Source organism: Neobacillus sp. PS2-9 (assembly GCF_030915525.1).
Lineage (GTDB): Bacteria > Bacillota > Bacilli > Bacillales > Cytobacillaceae > Neobacillus.
This window is the reverse complement of the sequence record NZ_CP133269.1, coordinates 849,024-869,607: the sequence shown is the minus strand read 5'-3', so window position 1 is coordinate 869,607 and position 20,584 is coordinate 849,024. Positions and strand designations below refer to the sequence as shown.

13 protein-coding genes are annotated in these 20,584 nt (G+C 41.3%); 9 read left to right on the top strand and 4 right to left on the bottom strand.

Features of this window, described 5'->3' with window-relative positions:
* Positions 1-835: 835 nt before the first annotated feature.
* Positions 836-1,444, top strand: a complete 609-nt coding sequence (locus RCG25_RS04285) for a hypothetical protein (protein ID WP_308082449.1) — start codon at positions 836-838, stop codon at positions 1,442-1,444.
* Between the two features lie 75 nt (positions 1,445-1,519).
* Here the strand turns inward: RCG25_RS04285 and RCG25_RS04280 are convergent, their stop codons facing one another.
* Positions 1,520-2,422 carry a CPBP family glutamic-type intramembrane protease gene (locus RCG25_RS04280; RefSeq protein WP_308082448.1) on the bottom strand — a complete coding sequence of 301 codons (903 nt, stop codon included), beginning with the start codon at positions 2,420-2,422 and terminating at the stop codon, positions 1,520-1,522.
* A gap of 511 nt (positions 2,423-2,933) precedes the next feature.
* Between RCG25_RS04280 and RCG25_RS04275 the strand changes: the two genes are divergently transcribed.
* Positions 2,934-3,233, top strand: coding sequence for a DUF4359 domain-containing protein (locus tag RCG25_RS04275; RefSeq protein ID WP_308082447.1), 300 nt, complete (start codon positions 2,934-2,936; stop codon positions 3,231-3,233).
* Positions 3,234-3,475: 242 nt separating this feature from the next.
* On the opposite strand, the gene RCG25_RS04270 is transcribed toward RCG25_RS04275, so the two are convergent.
* Genes RCG25_RS04270 through RCG25_RS04260 form a run of 3 tightly spaced genes read right to left on the bottom strand, consistent with a single transcriptional unit; the run spans position 3,476 to position 6,351 of the window.
* A complete protein-coding gene (locus tag RCG25_RS04270; RefSeq protein ID WP_308082446.1) occupies positions 3,476-5,260 on the bottom strand; it encodes a hypothetical protein in 1,785 nt (594 codons plus the stop codon).
* A complete protein-coding gene (locus RCG25_RS04265) occupies positions 5,253-6,209 on the bottom strand; it encodes a hypothetical protein (RefSeq protein ID WP_308082445.1) in 957 nt (318 codons plus the stop codon). The genes RCG25_RS04270 and RCG25_RS04265 overlap by 8 nt, the downstream gene beginning before the upstream one ends.
* Positions 6,202-6,351: a hypothetical protein gene (locus RCG25_RS04260; RefSeq protein WP_308082444.1), complete on the bottom strand. Its 150-nt coding sequence runs from the start codon at positions 6,349-6,351 to the stop codon at positions 6,202-6,204. The genes RCG25_RS04265 and RCG25_RS04260 overlap by 8 nt, the downstream gene beginning before the upstream one ends.
* Positions 6,352-6,557: 206 nt before the next feature.
* Here RCG25_RS04260 and RCG25_RS04255 point away from each other — a divergent pair, with 206 nt between their 5' ends.
* The 7 genes from RCG25_RS04255 (at position 6,558) to RCG25_RS04225 (ending at position 20,565) form a co-directional block, all read left to right on the top strand.
* Positions 6,558-8,336: a VWA domain-containing protein gene (locus RCG25_RS04255; protein WP_374121059.1), complete on the top strand. Its 1,779-nt coding sequence runs from the start codon at positions 6,558-6,560 to the stop codon at positions 8,334-8,336.
* 274 nt (positions 8,337-8,610) lie between these two features.
* Entirely contained in the window at positions 8,611-12,003 is a 3,393-nt protein-coding gene (locus RCG25_RS04250; RefSeq protein WP_308082442.1) for a tubulin-like doman-containing protein, read from the top strand.
* A gap of 127 nt (positions 12,004-12,130) precedes the next feature.
* Positions 12,131-14,488: a hypothetical protein gene (locus tag RCG25_RS04245; RefSeq protein WP_308082441.1), complete on the top strand. Its 2,358-nt coding sequence runs from the start codon at positions 12,131-12,133 to the stop codon at positions 14,486-14,488.
* A gap of 12 nt (positions 14,489-14,500) precedes the next feature.
* Positions 14,501-15,775, top strand: coding sequence for a vWA domain-containing protein (locus tag RCG25_RS04240; RefSeq protein WP_308082440.1), 1,275 nt, complete (start codon positions 14,501-14,503; stop codon positions 15,773-15,775).
* Positions 15,776-15,815: 40 nt separating this feature from the next.
* Positions 15,816-16,457: a beta-mannanase gene (locus tag RCG25_RS04235; protein WP_308082439.1), complete on the top strand. Its 642-nt coding sequence runs from the start codon at positions 15,816-15,818 to the stop codon at positions 16,455-16,457.
* Positions 16,458-16,468: 11 nt separating this feature from the next.
* Positions 16,469-17,737 (top strand): TRAFAC clade GTPase domain-containing protein, encoded by a 1,269-nt coding sequence (locus RCG25_RS04230; RefSeq protein WP_308084093.1) that lies wholly within the window; start codon positions 16,469-16,471, stop codon positions 17,735-17,737.
* Complete coding sequence (locus tag RCG25_RS04225) at positions 17,734-20,565, top strand: GAP1-N2 domain-containing protein (RefSeq protein WP_308082438.1); 2,832 nt, start codon at positions 17,734-17,736, stop codon at positions 20,563-20,565. Before RCG25_RS04230 ends, RCG25_RS04225 begins: the two co-directional genes overlap by 4 nt.
* Positions 20,566-20,584 lie beyond the last annotated feature (19 nt).

The following is a 20,584-nucleotide window of genomic DNA, read 5'->3' as shown; positions in this document are numbered from 1 at the left end:
GGTCAATAGTTTTTCGGTGTTCGAATAAAAATATTTTCGCAATATTCGACATAGTTACATAAATAACCACCCTATATGTGATCTGCGCTAAGAATTTACCCCTTTAAAGGGATAATATTTTAGCGGAATATAGGTTCTCCTAACCTACGTTGTCAGAAAATACGAGCTGGTTTAATTGCATAAACTCGTGTTTTTGATAAAATTGGCTCACAAAATGTCCTTGGTATTTTTTTTTCGCTTAAAAATCTAATTAGCCTGACAAGACATCAATAATTCTTGTGGTGTGGAAATAATAAAATTCACTAATGATTACAAAAAAGAAAAGTAATAAGCCTTATACTAGAAAAGTAAAGAAGCTCGAAAAGTGATAGACATTTTATCTCTATCTTTTTTCCTATAAATTATTTTATTTGCAAATTGTTGGATCAATCTTTTAATTTATCCTAACACTACCAATTCATTTGTTGGACTCGAAAATAGTCGATAATTGGTGAGAAGAAACGGTGTTTCCCACTTCCAAAATAAGGTATTATAAAACTACTACTTTTATTGGAGGTTGATAGAATGCCACTCTTGCATATGAAGGAAATATTCACTCCTCTAAAGTTTATTGGAATTAAAATGTTTCGATGTACAGAAGGAAACACCTACATAAAGGTCTGGAACAGGCCACGAAAAAGATTATTTTATAAAGAGGCTGGTTAACAGCCTCTTCTTTTTTGGTAAAAAAGGCTTTATTTATATAGTAAAATTAAGGAATAAATGGATTTTTCACCCCTTTTTATAGTAGGATAGTAATAGTTTCTACTATTCTACATAAAATGGAGGGCGAAGGATGCTGACTCCCGCACAACAAAAAGTGAAGCAAGAACTGGAGGAGTTACAGTTAAAGGCACAAGTTCAACCTTACGCTGAAGAACCTCCACCTAATAAAAGTACTAGGAAAAAGTGGTCTTATATCATAGCTGGATTTTGCGCAGTGGTCATTATTAGTAGTTTTTTACTACAAGACTTCACTACATCAACTCAAGATGAGACCATTTCCTACTTAAAAGTCGTACAATCCTATAACAAGCAAAGCTCGAACTTATTAAGGCAGGTAACAGAACAAGAGACCGGAAATCTTCAGCAAGCTGTCGAGAAGCAAGCAGAGCTCGTACAGAAAGTAGGTAACTTAAAGGCACCTTCTGGATTAAGTAAACATAAATTAGATCTGCTTGATGTAATGCAACAAAGGTTAGACTTGATTACCTATCTAGCAGAGGCAAAAAATAGAGACGCCTTTCAGATTAATAAAAAGTTATTGAAACTAAAGGTTGCCCAAGGGCTGGCAGCCGAAAGGTTAGCAGATACTTTTGATAGGGAGAAGATTAAATACGTTCAGCAAGAGGATGGGACGATTGAGTACTGGGTGGATACCAAAGTATATCAATATCATTTTTAAGGGGGAAGTATATAAATAAAGCAGAAACCCAGGGGTTGCTGCTTTTTTCTTTCCATATATGAATAATCTTGGTGCTTACGGCCATTGTGCCAGATCAACGGCAGCTATTTCCTTCTTCAAACGGCTTTGCTGTATTTTTTCTATAGTAAAAAGAATGATGTGAAGAGCCAAGCAACCTAGAGCGAAGAATTCAACTGCGTAATCGATGTAATACCACGACAGTGTGGCGGTTATATCGTAAAGGGAATGAACAAGGACCGTCACCCAGAGGTTACGAGTCCATAATAAAATTAAGCCAAATAACAGCCCCATATTAGCGAAGGTCACAATCGCACCGATTCGAATCGACCATGGCTGTTCCGTATCCAGCGTGTGATCGACGCCAAATAAAATCGACGTAAGAAATAGTGAAAGCATGAGGAATAGATCCCTGCGCCCGCTATTCCAGCGCTTAGGAAAGAGCTTCTTGAAAACGATAAGGATGAGAATCATATAGGATAACCGCCATACTTCTTCTAAACCAGCGAGAGTATCGGCATATAAATCCGCGCCAATCGTATCGACCTTATCAAAAAAGGACCCTACCGAATTAATTGGAGCTCCTTCCTCATCCTCATCCACGTCAAAGGATTGTGTTTCCGCATAATCCTGCACATATTGGTCATAGTCATCGCTAAATGCCTGAAATGTATTCGTTGAGTAAATATTTATGACCGTACTACCAAGGAAGAAAACAAGAAAAGCACCGGTAAATTGCATCATCATCCGCCGTGGCCGTTTGGGAGGATTCGCTGGGCTGCCAAGCCGGCGATACAGCTTCCATCCGATAAAAAAGGAACCAACCATGACACCATCATACAGTGAGCTTGCCATATAGCTGTACCTGGATAGATAAAGAAGGATTTCCACACCGATCGTCACGATGAGCATCGCGAAAAGTAGTTTTTTCGAAAGTGGTTTTGCTAAATTAGAGATCATAATGTCATTCCCCGCCTGTTAATTTGTAGAATCTTCCTACTTACTTAATAAATTGACCGCTAGTATCCCGAACCCATTTAGAAAGAGCAGGAAAAGGAAACAGGCAATCGTCCACTTCTTTTTTCTCGACACGGATTTGTCTCCTTTAATTGTAGGCTTTGTTAAAAAATATTGTTGATTTTTACACCCTGTTGATTGGAGCGGAAGGCACGAAGACTCCTGTGGGAGTATGGTTCAGGGGAGACCCCGCAGGCGCTAGCGCCGAGGAGGCTCGCCGAAACACCCACGGAAAGCGAAGTGCCTGGAGCGGAAATCAACAGACAAGTTTAACAGAGCCTAACTTTAAGAATATAATAGTAATAATTTAACATATCGATAGCCAATTATCATCATAATGTTCTTTCCATTTTCTTGTTTGTTATAGGGGTTGTTTACAAAAGTAGGCTTCCAATTTATACTTATTTGTATAAAAATTTACAGTTCAAAAGCTGTAAGAATAGGAGATTGTTAAATGAAACGACTTGTTTCCATCATTCTTTTCATTGTGGTTATTTATGTGTTATCCGAAACCAATCCTAATCGCTCGGAATATGTGGACTGGATCAATCACAAGACAATGGATCAATCTTCCAATCTACTACAAAAAGGAGTCCTCTCAGTGGCAGGGAAATCAATTTTTGATATGGGCACCACACAAGAGGATTATTTTATTTTCACTGTTTATAAAACAGACTTTTCCAAAGTAGGAATGGGAGAAGTCACATCGGTCGGTATATTTAATCGCTTTATCCCTATCTCTAGTAAAGAATAGTAGAAAAAGGGTTCAGAACCACTAATAACAGTTGGATCTGACCCTTTTCATTTTGGATATGTTAAAGCATTATTCGATTTGACACACCTGTTGATTGGAGTGGAAGGTGGCGAAGACTCCTGCGGGAGTAGCGGTCACGGGAGACCCCGCAGGAGTGAGCGACGAGGAGGCTCCCGGAACGCCCGCGGAAAGCGAATCGCCTGGAACGGAAATCAACAGACAAATTTAGCAGAACCTTTTTTTTATTCCACTTTTTCAACTTGGAAAACGGGTACGCGGACTTGTTCTCCATTCTCATTGGTGATTGTCGTGTAGCTGTTAAACACACCGATCACAGTATAATTCGTATAGATGGTAAAATCCACAGACCCTTTTAATATCAAATACGATTTCTCATACTTACCGGTACTATAATTGTAGCCTTCTGATAGAGTGACGAGTGCAGCTCCGCTGGATGTTTTTGACACAGCATAACCAGTAAAGCGTACTTTTTTTCCATAGTATTTCGCGATATCACTGACTTGAATATCCACATAATCTACTTTAATTTTGGTAAATTGATATTCACCATTTATGCCAGGTTCATAGTAGGAGAGCTCTCCTGCTCCTTGGCCCACAGGATTATCGAGTAATAAAACCTGCTTCGCTTCAACCGTTAGATTGTCAGCTTCGACATCGAGAATCGTTTTAATTGAGTTAGTGCCCACCTCATAAGCTAGGTAATGATGCTTTCGTTCGGACGATTTAGCATCCATAAAGATAACTGGTTTTTCAGATGTACTGTAGCTGCTTTGGAAGTTCAACTTGTTGATCACAGGGGCCCCGGTTAACGTCCCTTCCATAACCGTCATTGCCTCTTCTCCTTTAATTCTGCCAAAATATATTATGCCATCCTTAGAGACGGCGGCCACAACACTATCAGCGCCCCATTTATTTCTCGCATTCACGAAATTTGGGAACTCCTTATCTGGATACAAACGCTTTAAGACGCGAATCGGCTCATATTTGTCCCAGGCAAGATTGGTCTTTGCAATAAGCTGCTCCGTATTTTCCAATGGTGTAAGAGCTTCGTAAATGCTGATGGCCTCCTCGTACTTATTGCTCGCTGTTAATTTATTTGCTTTAGAAAGAAGGTCCGATTTGGACTTTTCAATATACGCAAAAACCTTAGAATCCTTCATATTTGAAAACAACTTCTTCGTGCTATTCGCCTGTTCCGCAAACGTGGCATATTCCTTTTTTGCAATTGCTGCGGTAAGAACGTTTAACAGATAGGAATCTAGCTTTTTCACCAGCCAGCCAGATTGAATCGAAAACCTGGAGAGCATGCCGAATTGCCGACTTCCTTCAGTTACAATATCTATAACAGAAGCATCCGCTGCCGTTAATTTATTTACTTTTCCTTCGTAATACGTTTGGAACGAGGTGATAATCTCTTTTGCTTTAGCAGACTTTCCGCCAAAATATTCGATTGGAATTTTGTTTACGTTCGTATAAATCTGTTCCTCTGCTGATTGGCCAATCGAAGCATCATTTTCCAGTTTCGCAAGATTCGTCTTTTTTATAGCAGAAAAATAGCCCTTCATATCCTGGTCCAGCTTGGTAATGGCGAGCATCTCTTCATACATGTCCTTCTGTATATTGGTGCCTGAAACCCATCTTTGTTGGTTTGTTTGCCAGCGGTCATACATATCAACAAGAAGGTCAAGTTCGTTTTCCTTATAATAACTGGCTGCCTTTTCGTCTAGGTCCTCCATGACTTCCCGAATGGGAGAAAGGAGGGAGAGTTTTATATTAATATCTTTGTTGTGATCCGTAACGGAAAGATTGAGCTTGGCGGCCCGGAACTTCTTCTCTGCCTCTACCAAGTTTCCTGAACGATACAACTGCATCGCTTCCTGATAGGTCGTAAGTTTTTCATGCGCCAAAATAATTTTGCCCCCCACTAGTACCAAGAGAAAACTAAGGATAATCAGATAGAAATTCCGCGATAGATTTACTTTTTTATATACAGTTAATTTAAACATGACTTACTGCCCCTTCATCATAAGCAAAGCGCTTGAAATCAGGATCGTAATGATACTTCATTGTAACTAAACGCCTTGTTTTATCCTCAAGGCTCCCCCAGTCCACATCGGGATTTGTCTGTAAAATACTACATAAACGTAGAATCCTTTCCTTTGGAAAATAGTCGAGGAATTCTTCGATAAACGGGGCAAACTCCTGAATATACAGCTTCATCCGTAAGGTGGTACCTGCAACTGAAATAAGGGACTCCATCCCAAAATCTCTGATTATCGCTTCACGGTGCTTAATAAAATAAGTAATTCCCTTTTTCATCATCAGAGACCGGTTGATTTTTACCACCTCAAGTGCATATTTCACAAAATCCTTATCATATGATGAAGGAACGAGGGGTTCAAGCTCCAGCTCCATATCGCTTCTTAGAACGATCTCGTTCAAGGCCATCACGCGGCGGATTTTCATCTGATCATTATAGATAAAATCGCCGATTTCACGGAGTTTTTCATAGGCAGGGGCAAGTCTTTCCTCCTTGACATCCTTTTTTGCGAGGTCGCTGTCAAACTGAATACCCGCTGCAATCTTTTTTAAGTCGACCCGAAGTAATTTCTTAAGCTGCGTAAAATATTCACTTTTCATAAAAATGGACGTTAGGATCACATAGCAAATGACAAAGAGGAACCCGGTAATGAGAGAGAAGTATAGTGACCTGACCGTTGGAGCAGCAATTATTCCAATGCTGATAATGATTAAAATCCACGTTATTTCAGTAAATAGACGGTTTTTAAAAATGGATTTGACGAGACTCTCGATTCCTACAAAAGACGTGCCGCAGGATGGACAGTTTTCATCCTTTAGCACAGAGTAACGATTGCACTTTTTACACATTTTCAGCTTTTGAAAACGGTACTGTGTCCGTTTTTTCTTGGAAAACTGAATCGCCTGTTTAGCCAATCGACTCACCCTCGTTCAGCATGATCACTAATTCCTGGTCTACATCGTCAAAGTGGCCGCTGTTTCTTTTATTTTTGAACAATTTATAAGTTTTCCAGATCAGGATCAAAACTAGAATACTAGTAAATACAATGCTATACATTCTACTTCCCCTTTTCGGATGGTTTTTTACAGAATACTACCGTTTTTTCCAAAAAATACATTATTTTATATTATAATAGGTAAATTTTAATAATTCTAGCGAATATTGTTTAGGAATATAATGACAGCAGTGGTAAAATAAGTTTATTATGAGGGAATTTGAAATTTTTTTACAATAAGGAAACTGCTGGTTGGAGGTTACTTCAGATGATAAAAAAATGGATTAGTAGTTTGATAGTGGTCACATTTCTTTTATACAACATCAGTTTTTATACTGTACGCGCTGCAAGTCCGTTACATTCCACTTCCCGGGTCGAGGGAATGCTGGTAGTCGATGTGAGTAATTCCATGAAAAGCAGCGATCCAAATAATATTAGCAATGAAGCCATGAAGATGTTTATTGATATGGCCTCCTTTAATGGCGATAAAATTGGCGCCATTTCTTATGCAGAAGAGGTCATGCGCGAAAAGGCGCTGGTCAAAATTCGCTCCGAACAAGACAAGAAGGATTTGAAGGACTTTATCGACTCACTAGAAAAGTCCACGTATACAGATATCTCTTCCGGGGTGAAGGAAGCCGTTAAGGTATTGGACTCGAGTCATGAAAATAATTACTTTCCTCTTATCGTGCTGCTAGCCGATGGCAACAACGAGCTCGACCCAAAGAAGTCCAAGACAGCAAAGCAAGCGGAGGATGCGCTCAATGAAGCGGTTGCCGCTGCAAAGGCGAAAGGCTATCCCATTTATACGATTGGGTTAAATGCCAATGGCAAGCTGAACAAGAATGTCTTATCTAATGTAGCTAAAAGTACAAATGGGGAATTTTTTGAGGCGAGCTCAGCGGATCAGCTCCCAAGAATTCTTAGTGAAATATTTGCTAACCATTTGAAGCTGAAAATGGTCCCTGTTAACCAATTGGTGGCAAATGGAGATTATCAGGATATTAAAATTAATGTCCCGAACGAGAATGTTTTAGAAGCCAATATCTCACTGATTTCAAGTCAGCCGGTAGAAGTGAAGCTGCTTAATCCTTCAGGAAAAGAACTGGCCATTCCGTCAGACCAAGTCTTTCTCTCTAAATCGAAAACCTATTCGATGGTTAAGCTGCTGAAGCCTGTCCAAGGTGATTGGACGCTGAAGGTGAAAGGCGTCCCTAAGGATAAAATTGATATCAATCTGGTGTTTAACTACGATTTACAGCTAAAACTCACGCCGCTTGCCAAGAAGACCTACAAAGCAGGCGAAACAGTTAATATTGGTGCCTTCTTTGAGGATAATGGCACAGCCATCGCGGATAAAAACATCTATAAATCAATGAAAGCTCGCGCTTTCGTGAAAGACCTCGACAAGGGCAAAACGGAGGAAATTAGTTTAACATCCGCCGAGCAAGGTTTTGCAGGACAGTTCAAGCTTGGAAACTCTGCTAACTATGAGGTAGTGGTAAAAGCGGAGGACAACAGCTTCTTTCGCGAAACAGCACCAGAAAAGCTAACGGTTAAACAATCTGGGGCAGCTGTACCTACAGTATCCAAACCAAGTCCGCCGGAAGAGGAAACACCATTTCCGTGGCTTTATGTGACGCTTGGCGTGATTGGGGTCCTACTGCTAGCGGCACTTGCTTATGTGTTGTTCGCAAAGTTGAAGCAAGCGAATCGTGGATTCAGCGGCCAGATGGTGGTTGAGATTAAGAATGAGGACACGGGCGAACGAACCAGCCCACAATATAAAAAATTGAAAGGTTTTAAAGGGAAATTCCGTCTCCATCAGCTTCTGTCGCTATCACCAGAGTTTGCGGAAACGGATCAAATCCTTTTCAAACCGGCATCAGGGGACTCCCTTCTGCTAATCAACAACTCAGACTGTACCATCGAAAAAGGCGGCCGCGCCATCGACGCCAAAAAAGGCCGAGACATCAAACGCAACGACCGCTTACGAATCGTCCTAAAAAAAGTAAACAAATCCATCTATATTGAGTACATCAGCTAGATGAAAATTTCGGGCACCTTGTTGAGGCAATCTGTTGATTGGAGCGGAAGGCGCGAAGACTCCTGTGGGAGTACGGTTCAGGGGAGACCCCGCAGGCGCAAGCGCCGAGGAGGCTCGCCGAAACGCCCACGAACCGCTCGCGCCTGGAGCGGAAATCAACAGACAAGTTTCAAAGCCGTTCCAAAAAAGGTGCCTGACACCATTTTTTTGAATCTTTTGACGTCATTTTGCGTCTATATAGGTAGTTGATTTTCAGCCAGGGAGGAATTTTTGCATGAAAGCTAGTGTGAGAGAGCATATTCAACAGTTGGATGTTTCCTTAGGTGGAGGTATTATATCAGAAAAAATCCGTGTTGAGACCATTGACAACCCGATGCTCGTCATCGGCTTAGGGGGCACCGGCATTGATGCCCTGTTACGACTCAAATATCAAGTCAACCGCCGCTTCAAACTTCCTCAAGACCCACTATCCAAGAAGAAAAAAGAAAAGCCAAACAACATCGAATTCCTAGCATTTGAAACAAATGAATATGACCGCAATAAAAAATATAAAGGCATTGGCCTTGATCCGAACAAGGAATTCGTCCTCCTTTCTAACCCAGAAATTGGTGGCCTGCTGCAAAACCGCAGTACGATCGAGTCGTACATAAAGGAATGGCTGTCACCTGAACTATTAATCACTGACGGGATCAGCGGGGCTTCCGGCGTTCGTCAGGCAGGTCGTCTGCTTCTGTTCACAAAAATCAATCAAGTCGTACAAACCATCGAGCGAAAAATTGAATCAGTATTAGAAGGCACAAATAAACGCCTCTATGTTTTCATCCTAACAGGTCTTTCCGGAGGTACTGGCAGCGGCTGTTATCTCGATATCTCCTACATTACCCGCGGCATCATGGAGCGGAAATTCGGTCCGACCGGTGTCGATAAAGTCAGCATGCTCGGTTATCTGTTCACGCCGGATGTGAATTTGTCCAAACGAGGCTTAAGCTCACACACAGTTGAATATATTGAGAAAAATGGCTACGCCGCCCTAAAAGAACTCGACTACTGGATGAACTGTGATGAACGAAACGAACGCTTCAAAATGAAGTACGGCAGCTTGCTTGATGTAAATTCACCGATGCCTCCGTTCAATCTGTGTCACTTAATCTCCGGGACGAACCTGGAGGGTAAATGGCTGGAAAACGCTTATGATTACTGCATGAACGTTACGGCAGAGAACATTACGAATTTCATGGCCAACGAGGAAAAGCAATCGGGCGAAGAGTTTGCCATCCATGATTACATCAGTAACATCCGCACCAATATTGCGCAGATGCCCAAGCCATATGCCGCGAACTACCAATACAACATTATCGGTGCTTCAATGGCAGAAATCCCGCTGGAGGAAATGACGACCTATGTCGGCTATAAGCTGTTTGAAAAAATGAACAGCATGTTTGACTCCAACCCTGACCAAACGGAAGTCGAACAATTTGCGGAGAAGCTTCGGATTGATCCGGATTCCGTCCATCAGCGCTTTAATGAGCGCGTACCTGAGCCGTTGTCCGGATTCGAAAACAGCGACCGCTTCTCTTACAACAACGTCATTAAAACATCGGTCATCAATCTAGATGAAGAGCTTGACCGTGAATTTTTACTCAAAGCGAAGGAACAGTACCGCAAGTGCAAGAAACAGGTTCCTGGAGAAATTATGGAGGAGTTCCGCCGTCAAATTGAGCGCCTATTCCTCCATCCGAAAAAAGGGCCTATTTTCGCATCACGATTAATTTACTCAAACGATGGTTTCTGCTTATTAAAAACATTACAAGCCTACGTGGAAGGGCTCCGCGACCGACTCGAACGCCTGCCGAGGGCGATTCAATCCGAAACTGAATATGCCTATAACAAGCTCGAGGATGCGAGAAGCGCCTTTATTTCAAAAGATCGCAAAAAGAATGCCTATATTGAAGCGAAGCTGAACGAGTTTTATGCACGGGCTGAAAAAGCTAGAATCGAAGAAATGATTGAATTCTATGAAGATCTCTATGCGCTGCTTAACAGCCAGAACAACAAGATTTACGAGGTATACAAGGAAATCCTCGAAACGTTGAAGGGTATCTTTGAAAAGAATGCCGATATCCTTGTCGATGGGGAAGAAGTCAAACGGGAACAGGATGTAACGTATTACTGGCATCTAGTCAGTGTTCCAGATGTAGCCCGTGAAATCGAGCGGATGTTTGATTCGAAAGACGGAGAATTATTAGTCCAGCAATGGGCCGAAATGCTCCTTGAAAAATCGACCTATTGGGTAAAGGAAACCGATGTCGATGTTGTGGGCACCGTTTCTGAATTCCTAACAGACCAATTTGGTGAATTAATCACTAAGTCGATGGAAGATTTTTTACGATTGAAGTACGGCGACGATCAGCCGATTGATAAAATCATTGAAGATAAGATTGCCGCCCGCTTAGACCGGGATGCCCTTCCGGTGTTCCACCTGGCTAACAGCAACGGGCAGCTTCACTTCCCGCAATGGGGCTTCGTCTCTGTTCCAGTGAAGGCCCCTAATATTTTTAACGGTATTAAGAATTTCGAACGACACTCGTTAAGCCATTCCCGCTTTACGATTAAGGAAAGCGAATTGAAGAATCGAATCTTCTGGCTAAATACAAAGAACGGGATACCATTGTTTGCGTACTCACCACTAGCGAATTATGAAACACAGTACGAAAAAACGATTTTAGAAAAAGAAGGAGTGGGCCGACATCTGGTGCAAACGGCGAAAGAAAACTGGGCCTACCTCCCTTCTCCAATTCCGGAAAAGTCTTGGGGAGATACGTATCAAAATGAACGGGTAAAACAATACAATGCAGCGATCCGCAGCCTGTTTGACCAAGCAAAGACATTCGGAGCTATTACCGAAAAGAATGCTGAACAAAATACTAGTGCAAGATTCCAGTGTCATTTTACAAAAGAAATTAGCTTAGCGGATTTATTTGCTGCAAATGATGTGAACCCTAACCAGCTAGATAAAGCAAGTCTTGGGAACTTAAAGCAAGTTCTTCGTGTATTAAAAGACATGTTCGCCGGCCAGATGGAATCAGCGGGTTCCAGCGATATTTTCGGCAGCACCAACGAAGAATTAGCTAAAGAAAACTTCATTCGCTCACCTAAGCTGATTGAGAAAATGAAGCTGGAGGTTCAAAAGTACAGCCTCATTCAGGAGAAAATCACTGAAATTGAGCAGTATATTGCCTCACAAAAGGACAAAGAAGCTTCACTAAATCAGTTCATTCAGGCAGTGTACACCAAAACGATTCGGAAGCGCGGTGCTCTTTATGTATACGATAAAGAGATTGAGGAAGATGCGTGGGAGCCGTTTGTCAATCTAATGAAGACAACAAAATTCGTAGATTATGAGATTTATCAAGCCTTTAAAGCCTTAACTCCAAAACAAATGGATCAGCTTGAAAAGAAATCGGAACGCCGCAGTTATGAGTTAATCAATCAAGAAAGTGCGTCTGAGCTGGTGGCAGCATTAGAGGAAATGGCGGCTACCTACAAAAAGGAAAAAGAAGAGCTTGATTACGACTATAAAGATTTTGCCAATGGCGAGGAACTTTACAGCTTCTATAAAGAGACGATGATCAAGGTTTCGGATATGCTTCGTCAACTAAAGTCATAAACCGAAACAAATACAATTCATAGTCCTACATTTACTCAGGCCACTTGCAGCATTTGCTTGTGGCCCGCCTCTTATCAAACCCTGCTTTTTGGAGTCGGGGGAACGTTTTCTATGGGAGGGAAACAGCTTGAGAGAACTTTTACAAAAATACGCCAACACTTTTTCACTCGAACTGGAGAAAATGAGTCTGTCGGAAAATGAACAGCGCAGTGTCAACCATCCGATTATCTTTCTTTTCCTAGGTGACCTGGTTACAGATGCCTTAAAGTCCATCATCACCATCAATGAAGAAAAGTGGCAAAATAGTTCCGGCGTCTTATATTTTCATGCCTATCAATCTGCCACCATCACCAACTCAAACGTGTTATCCTTCCAGCTTCCTGGTGACGGGTTGGATCGGAAGGAGCAGCGAAAAGATTTATATAAAGCCTTTTACCATAATGAAACCCAGCTAATTAGGTTAAATCAAACCTTTCGTAAGCTTTCCACGAAGATCGCTGAGTACGGCAAGGTTTATTCTTCATTAAAAAAAGTTAATCTTTGTGTGGTAACAGCCATTGATGACCCCGCCAACATCCTAATTCAAGAGTGTACGTTGCTACTAAAAAGCATTCTTCAAGAGTCGTTTCGCTTGGTGGAAGTCGATTTATATGGATTGATGAAGGAAAAACAGGACGGCGATCATTATGCCCTTTCCACCTCTTTAGGCATCAGTTTTTTCAAGGAACTAGACAGCTATCAAAGAGAGGATTACACATTTGAGAAGGATCTTCAGCTAACTGAGGATCATTTGCGGCTGACGGTTAGCCACCCTCCTTCCCCCCTCTTTGATATGGTGTATTTATTAAGTGATAAAAATGAAAATGGGTTGATTTCAAGTGACAGCATGAAGCAAAACTATGAAATCATTAGCAATCTTAATCTGTTAAAAAATCGCAAAATGATGACCGATTATCACGAAAAGATGGACAGCTATAATCATCAGGACTTTAAACGCGGAATGAAGGGCAACACACGAGAACCCGTTTACGCTTCTGCCGGCTTTGCCAAGGTGAATCGCCCCAATAAAGCCATAGCGCTCCATGCCGCCAATTTATTTTTCCAAGAGATGCTAACAGCATTAAAGGCAGCAAGTTCCGAGCCGGGCGAAAAAGTACTCAGTCTATTCGGGCTTTCTGAGGCTTCCTTTCAAAAGTATTTTCACGAATGCCTGCCACCCGTGGATCAGCTTGAAAATATGACAGGATTGTTGGGTACTACAAACTCCTATCAAGCGGTAAAACGAATGTCGCTAAAGGAAGCGGAAGATTATTTATACGAAGGCGGAACGGAACGCTTCTTTTCAGTTAACTTTGAGGAACCTGTTCGTGAGTACTTACAAGGGCTGGACCTGAAAGCTCATATTACCCATTCTCTCTATGAAAACGTAATTAACCATGAACAATATGGATTGTTTGCTGCTTACGTATGGACCTCTGATTCTATTGATTCCGAAAGTTGTGTAATGAAGGAAATCGCTAAAATGCAGCGGGATACGAAACAGGATCGTCTTGAAGCAGAGGCCAGGCTTGAACAACTCTACCAGCAAACAGTTGATAGCTGTGATTTTAAAAAGAGCTATTTCCCCTTTGCCGATAAGAAAAATTTATCCAGCTTTGCCCACTACTTTTTTGACACCATTTATGGGCTCAAGTATGAACTGTTAAGGTATGAGGTAAAGCTGGCGATTTTAAAGCAATATCAAGAGGTTCTTGCAGAAAAACATCTCTATTTCCAGACAAAAATGGAGCTCATCGATCAAGTGGAGTCTTGCCTGAAGCAAGCAGCGGCTGAAAGCCTTTATGATACCGATGAGGAGCTGGATCAAAATATTGCCGAATATTACGCAGAAATGATCAGTCAGATTACAGCGAAGTTGAAGGAAAAGTACGGCGAAAGTTTCTTTTCTGATGAGCGCTTTTTTGGAAATCTTCTCTCATTGCTTGAAAATGGATCTCTTGCCCTCTTGAAGAGACTATTGTATGTCTGTAATCGGGAGGTATTAACCGCGGAGGTATTCCATCGTAGTTTTGAAGATGAGCTGTTAGAACGGGCGAATGTGAAAACCCACTATGAAAACCGTGACATCCTTTCTAAAGAGGATTTATTCAAGCAGTTATATCAACGACTAAAAGATCATGCGTCGATTCATATTGAGGTCCTGAATTATACGCAGGATCATCGCTACGAAGAAAAATACTTTTTTGGCGATTTCTATAGCAAGTTCATGTCCTACGCTTTAGAAAAAGAACATGAAATCAGACAATGTAAAATCGGCTGTACCCATGAAAAGAAATCGAGCGGTATTGAAAAGCTGGCCATTATGGGCGGCTTTCAGTTAAAAGATTTATTGTACTATCGTAATGGTGAAAAGTACTATGATGCCTATACGAAAAATGGATATGTTTTTCACCATCAACCCATGGAAACCAACTCTATATCATAAGGAGTCTTACACATGCCTGTCCGTAAATTTAGTTTCCTCTTTTTTGTTTTTAGTGTCATTGCAGGCTTTGTTGGCGCTATTGCTGGCGAATGGTTAATAGGCACTTACTATGGTGTTTGGCCTAATATTCTGTTGATGGGTGCTTATTTTGGACAGCTTGCCTTATTTACCGGGCTCTTTTGCCTAATTGCTGAACTGATTACACCTCTAATAAATGGACGCAGCTGGCGCTTAGAATATTCGGGTTTATCCTGGAAGGTCCTTTTGCCGTCCACCCTTGTGATGCTGTTTACTGCTGGTCTTATTTTTCAATTCCTTTATTCACTTAATTTTTCAAGTGTGAAACCACCCGACGATATTGTTATGGTCATGGATATTTCGGACAGCATGAATAAAACCGATCCGCGCCACGAAAGCTTGAAGGCAGCAGGAAAGCTCATTTCTACGATGGAGCCACATCATCGTGCGTCTGTTATTTCTTTTAATGAAAACGCGTCTATTACCAAATCAATGTTTAACATTAACGATCAAGCGGAGCGTATGGATGCAATTGATCAAATCAATCACTTGAAAGCTAGTGGCAGTACAGATATTGGCAAGGCCTTAGATACGGCAATGAAGGAAATCAACGATCATCAGCAAGCCGGTCGAAAACCGATGGTCATTCTTTTTTCTGATGGCTATAGCGAGCTGAACCTGGATGCAGTGGTTGAGCCTTATCAAGACAAGGATATCATCATTAATACCATTGGCATGAGTAAAATTGACAGGGGCGGTGCCCAGCTCCTAAAGTTAATTGCCTCCCGGACTGGTGGTTCCTTCTATGACGTCAAAAAGGCCAATGAGCTCACAAGCGTATTTGAAAGAATTTATTTAGAAAATCAAGACCGTTTGCTTGTGACCGAGCGGCACGGATTGTTTAAAGACAGTCTCTATCTCGCCGTTCTTCGGGTACTTTTCATGATACTGATTGGTGGTTTGTTTGGATTAGCATTAGGCATTCTCTTTGATAACCGCTATTTGGTAAAAAGCTACGGGATCACTGGTCTTATTTCGGGATTATTGGCCGGGCTCGTGCTTGAGCTTGGGTTGCAAAATCAAATGCAATCCGGCTTTTCCTATCGACTAGCTGCTGCGATTCTCTTAACAGCTTTAACTGCTCTTGGCACGATGATCATTCCGATACGGGAAAAACTTGCTGGTGGCACATCCCGTCATTTCGGCGGAGTAGACTTTACATCAAGAAATTCCTCAGCCAAGCGCGAGCCCTATAAGAAGGGTTTTTAATAAAATGATAAACAACTAGAACGAGATGGAGGGTGATTGCTTGCTGAACTGGGAAACCATTTCTTCTCCTAATCTTGAAATTAAAGACATAAAAAAGACCATACGAGATTCCGAGGTTCATTTATCCTGGTTTTGGTCAAAGGAAATCGACTTTGTCTACATATATAAAGCAGTTGCAGACCAGGTCTGTCCCATTAATGAACTGAATGAAGCTGATTTAAAGCTCTACACCCGTGAGGAATATAAGGCCAATCAAGGCTATATTGGCAGAATGGATAGCATCGGCCGCTATGCCTACCGCATTTTCCCCTGCCAAAAACAGGACGGAAAACTCATTGTTTATAGACAGGAAAACGAGCAGAATCTCATCTATGTATCCGGATCAAAGGCAAGAGTTTATTTTTCCATTACCTATAAAAATAAACTCTTTCAGCCAAAGAAACGCGTAAAGATGAGTATTATGACCGAGCTTCCGCTAGATAAGGAACTGTTAGTGTACGTAAAAAAAAGGGGCGGTGTGCCAGTATCGGTCGACGATGGAACGGTGTATCCCTTTGTTCGCGACTTTCCTTCAGGGAAAACACTGTCGCCTGAAATCGAAATCAATAAAGATGAATATATACGAATCTTTTTTAGTAACGGAAAGAAATCAGCTGAAATGTATGAACTGATACCTGAATAGGGGGCTTAATGATGTTCGCCATACTAAAACGAATCTTTGAAAAAAAACAACCTGTAAAAGAAAGATTACCATTTTACGATATTGTCTGCCCTTACTGCTTTTCAAAATTTCATCATGAAGAGGTCGTCTTCCGGGCGGCCCATCACCGCGATGTTGATGAAACGCTGGCATTACAGGAAGATGAGTTATTGAACAAATACCGGGAAAAATTTGGTCTTGCTCCCATTGATGAATTAGAGGCTATTGTCTATCCTTCCATGATTCCAGATGAAAACAAGATTTATTCTGATCGTGTACTCATGGGTGTTTCCGATAAATACTCGGTCGTGACTAAGAACCGTCTCTGTCCATCCTGCCATAACGACCTACCGGTTACTGCCGGTAAACATCCAAGCAATATTGTTTCGATTGTTGGCGCGACTTCTGTTGGAAAGTCCGTATATATGACGTCATTGATTCATACCCTACAGCATGTGACGGCCAATAACTTTAATGCAGCATGTATCCCTCTAGATAATGAAATTAGTAAACGATTCCGAACCAATTATGAGATTCCCTTGTTTGAAAAAGGTAGCCTGCTGCAATCAACAGAGAAATCAAATCGACAAGAGCCGTTTATCTTTCAATTTGTTTTTAAGGATGAAGACCAAGCCCCGTTGACACTTGTCTTTTTCGATGTCGCAGGTGAAGGTATGACAGATAAAGAATACATTAAACTTCATGCCGCCCATATAAAAAACTCGGCCGGTATTCTTTTCTTGGTGGATCCGATGCAAATTCGTGCCATCCGTGAAAAGCTAATCCATCAAATGGGAGAAAATCCTGGGAAAATCGTCGGTCAGGGAGACGAACCGCGGGAAGTCGTCATTTCCTTATTTAGTGATTTTATTGCCCATTTAGAAAATAGTAAAACCGATATCCCAACAGCCGTGGTATTGACGAAAAGTGATCTGCTGCATTCCTTAAAGCATGATGACGGCGAATATATTCGTACCAATAGCAATGTATTTCGTCATGTCACCCATAAGGGCCATCTACATTTAGATGAATATGAAAATATTAATGGAGAAATCAGGCGATTTTTATCCAAAGTGGATACTCCGTTTGTAAATGCACTTGATGTTTATTTTAAAGATACCTCCTATTTTGCAGTCTCCGCACTCGGAAGCAATCCGGTCGACCAACAGGTGAGCGGCATCATTAGTCCGATTCGTGTGGATGAACCTTTCATTTGGCTGCTTTATAAGCTTGGATATATAGAAGGGAGAAATGAGCAGTGACCGGGAAGTTGATTCAGCAGCAGATGTATACACGGGAACGGGGCGGAATTTTTCATCCCACCGATGGATATGACACCATTGCCATTTCCGATGGTCTTGAACATGCATTTGTGAAAAAGTATTTACATCCATTTTGTATGTATCATGCGCCAAAGGCTTTAACCGAACGCGGCGAAAAGGATGCCTCCCTCTTCCCTGAAGCTGTGACGATTTTTCAGCCTGAAACTGGCCATCTTGTCGTTGGTCAGGCTGTATTTGTCCCTGCCGATTTCACTGGGCAGCGCAGCACCTATTTCATGCACAATTATATTGTCCCTCCGAGTCGGAAGGATGAATGGGTCAAGCATCCTGAGAGGTTGTTTCAATGGAAGGGATTTGCGACTTCCTATGATATCAGTGATGGAAAAGTACTTCCTGAATATGAGCATATGGAATCTGGTGAGAATGATATTCTTCTAGATAAAGAGTTACTGTTAAAGAAGCTTGGGATGAGCGAGGGCCAGTTTAAACAACTTTTATTCGCAGTTATGACTTCGATTGCAGGTAAGAAAAAAGTGTTTATTTCCTTGACTGTTCCGTTGAAGGATTATTCGTCCTTTGCTCTACAGTTACTTGAGCTAATATCTGTTTATTTGCCCTATGCTCATCGTCGTAAATTAGGCGCAATGACGTTTACCAGTACCCCTGAGACAAAAAATTATATTCATGTGATGTTTTATGAACCTGGAACACTAAATATGGCGGACCGCTCTATTGAAAAGCAATTAATCTTTGACCTTTCCGCAAGGAGAATTTCCGGAGTGGAGATTGATGGCCAGAAGCACGAGTATTTAGATTTTGCCATGGAGCATTTTTCCCATTCAAGGAGAATAGAAGATTTTTTCGATTTTGCTGAGAATGCCCTGTCTGGTCTAGGAGAAGATCAGAAGCTGGAAGTAGCTAGCTACTATCAATTAACTGCTATTTATTTAACTCTTAACAATCAAAACGGGACTTTCTATCACAATAATAAAATCGGTTTTTTACATAGTTTGTTAAAGTTTCTTCAGGTAAAAAGTGAAGCAAAACCAGCTTTGGCTGAACTGTTTATTAAACTAGTGACCGAGGAGAAAGTAACTGCAGATAAAAATACCGCTCTTGATTATATTCAGGCAGTTGTTGCCATTAATTCAATTGTGAGAAGCGATGAGGCACTTGGGATGATTGTAGATACGATTGCCTTCTATCAAAACAATCCTCTCTTCCATAAACTATGGAAAGTGATTGAACAGGACAAGTTGGGATACCAGGCTATCTTGCTGTTTATGAATAACCATTCAGATTATGAACTGCTCCTTGAACAATATCTCGATGAACGTTTAGTACAGGTGGTCCATACAGAAGACGTCTTAAAAGAGCTTCACCTGTTGCTGGCCACTCCTTTTCTTTTAGATGTTGAGAAATTTAAGGCTGTTGCGATTCGTAAGGTAGTTTCTTCTATTAACCATGCAAGTAATCCATTTCATTCGGTTCTATTGGTGAAAAATTTTAGCATGGAGAAGCCGAGTGCTGCTTTTATCGAATTTAAAGATGACCTGCTTGCACGTGCTAAACTTGCCCTCCTACGTTCGATTCGTTTGAAGGAACTTACGATGAACGATATCCTGACGTTCGGTATGATTTTTCCAAAGGAACATAATGTCAGGGATATAAAGGATGTGAAGGTAAAGGAAAATTATCAAATCACAAATGCACTTTACCAACTCATCAGTATACCCTCTCAGGCGGGTACCTATGATTTACGTCCATTAACGGGGACCCTTCGTGCCCACATTAGAAGCACCCTTCAGCAGCTATTGCAAAACAAGCCAACTGCCGAACAATTCCCACTCCTTTTTGTAGCCTTTGATTCGGAGTATGATGGAGTCGATTATCAGGGGTTGCTGGATTATTTGATTAGATACGGTGAGGACCAGACGCTTTTGTCGTTTATTAGCAGGAATGTTAGAAAGGTTGAAACGGATGTACACTACAAACGTTCACTTAGAAAATATTTGATTAGTCATCCTCAATCTATTTGGAAGAATTCTTCCCTACGAAAAGAGCTAATGTTAATAAAAAACTATAGCTTTAAAAATTTACTAAAAGACGTGGAAATAGAAACAGCCAGTCCTTTAGTTAAATTCCTAAGGAAGAATGGGCTGAAAATAGGTTTATCTTTGTTTATCTTAGGTGGCGCTGGAGGAGGAGCTTGGTATGGCTATAGTAAATTATTTCCCGATGTACCAAAGCCTAAGGCAAAGGTGGAGAAAACCATGGGGATTGTAAAAGCTGATAAAAAAGAGTCAGTGGATCCGAAGAAACCTGCAGGTATTTCACTGAACGAATTCAAAGAGGCCTCACAGGGTGAAGTAGCGGGACAGACATTTGTCCTTAATCTTGGGGGAAAACAATTAAGTACTATCTCTGGACAAGATCAGGTGGTAACAATGACAGATATAGATGGGGAATCCTATCAGCTGAACTTTAATACTAAACCAGCGACAGACCCCATTGACCTTAATAAACTACTAAAAAATGGGTATTCCCTTTCAGGCGTCGAATATGACTTTGATCCTTCGGATGAGTATGTTGAGGTAGTATTAGTCACACAGAATCAAGCAGAAGATACCACTGTCTGGATCTTTTCAATTAACAAGAAGGGATTAAAAGGGATCCTTTCTCCTGTTCTTAAGGAAAGTGGATTTTCAAATGTTAGGCTGATTGAGAAGACACTTGTTCTCACTCGTGATAAAAAAGAAGTTAATTACACATATTCTGCTGACATGAACAGTTTCACTGTCCAATAATAACTTCCTATAGTAGAGC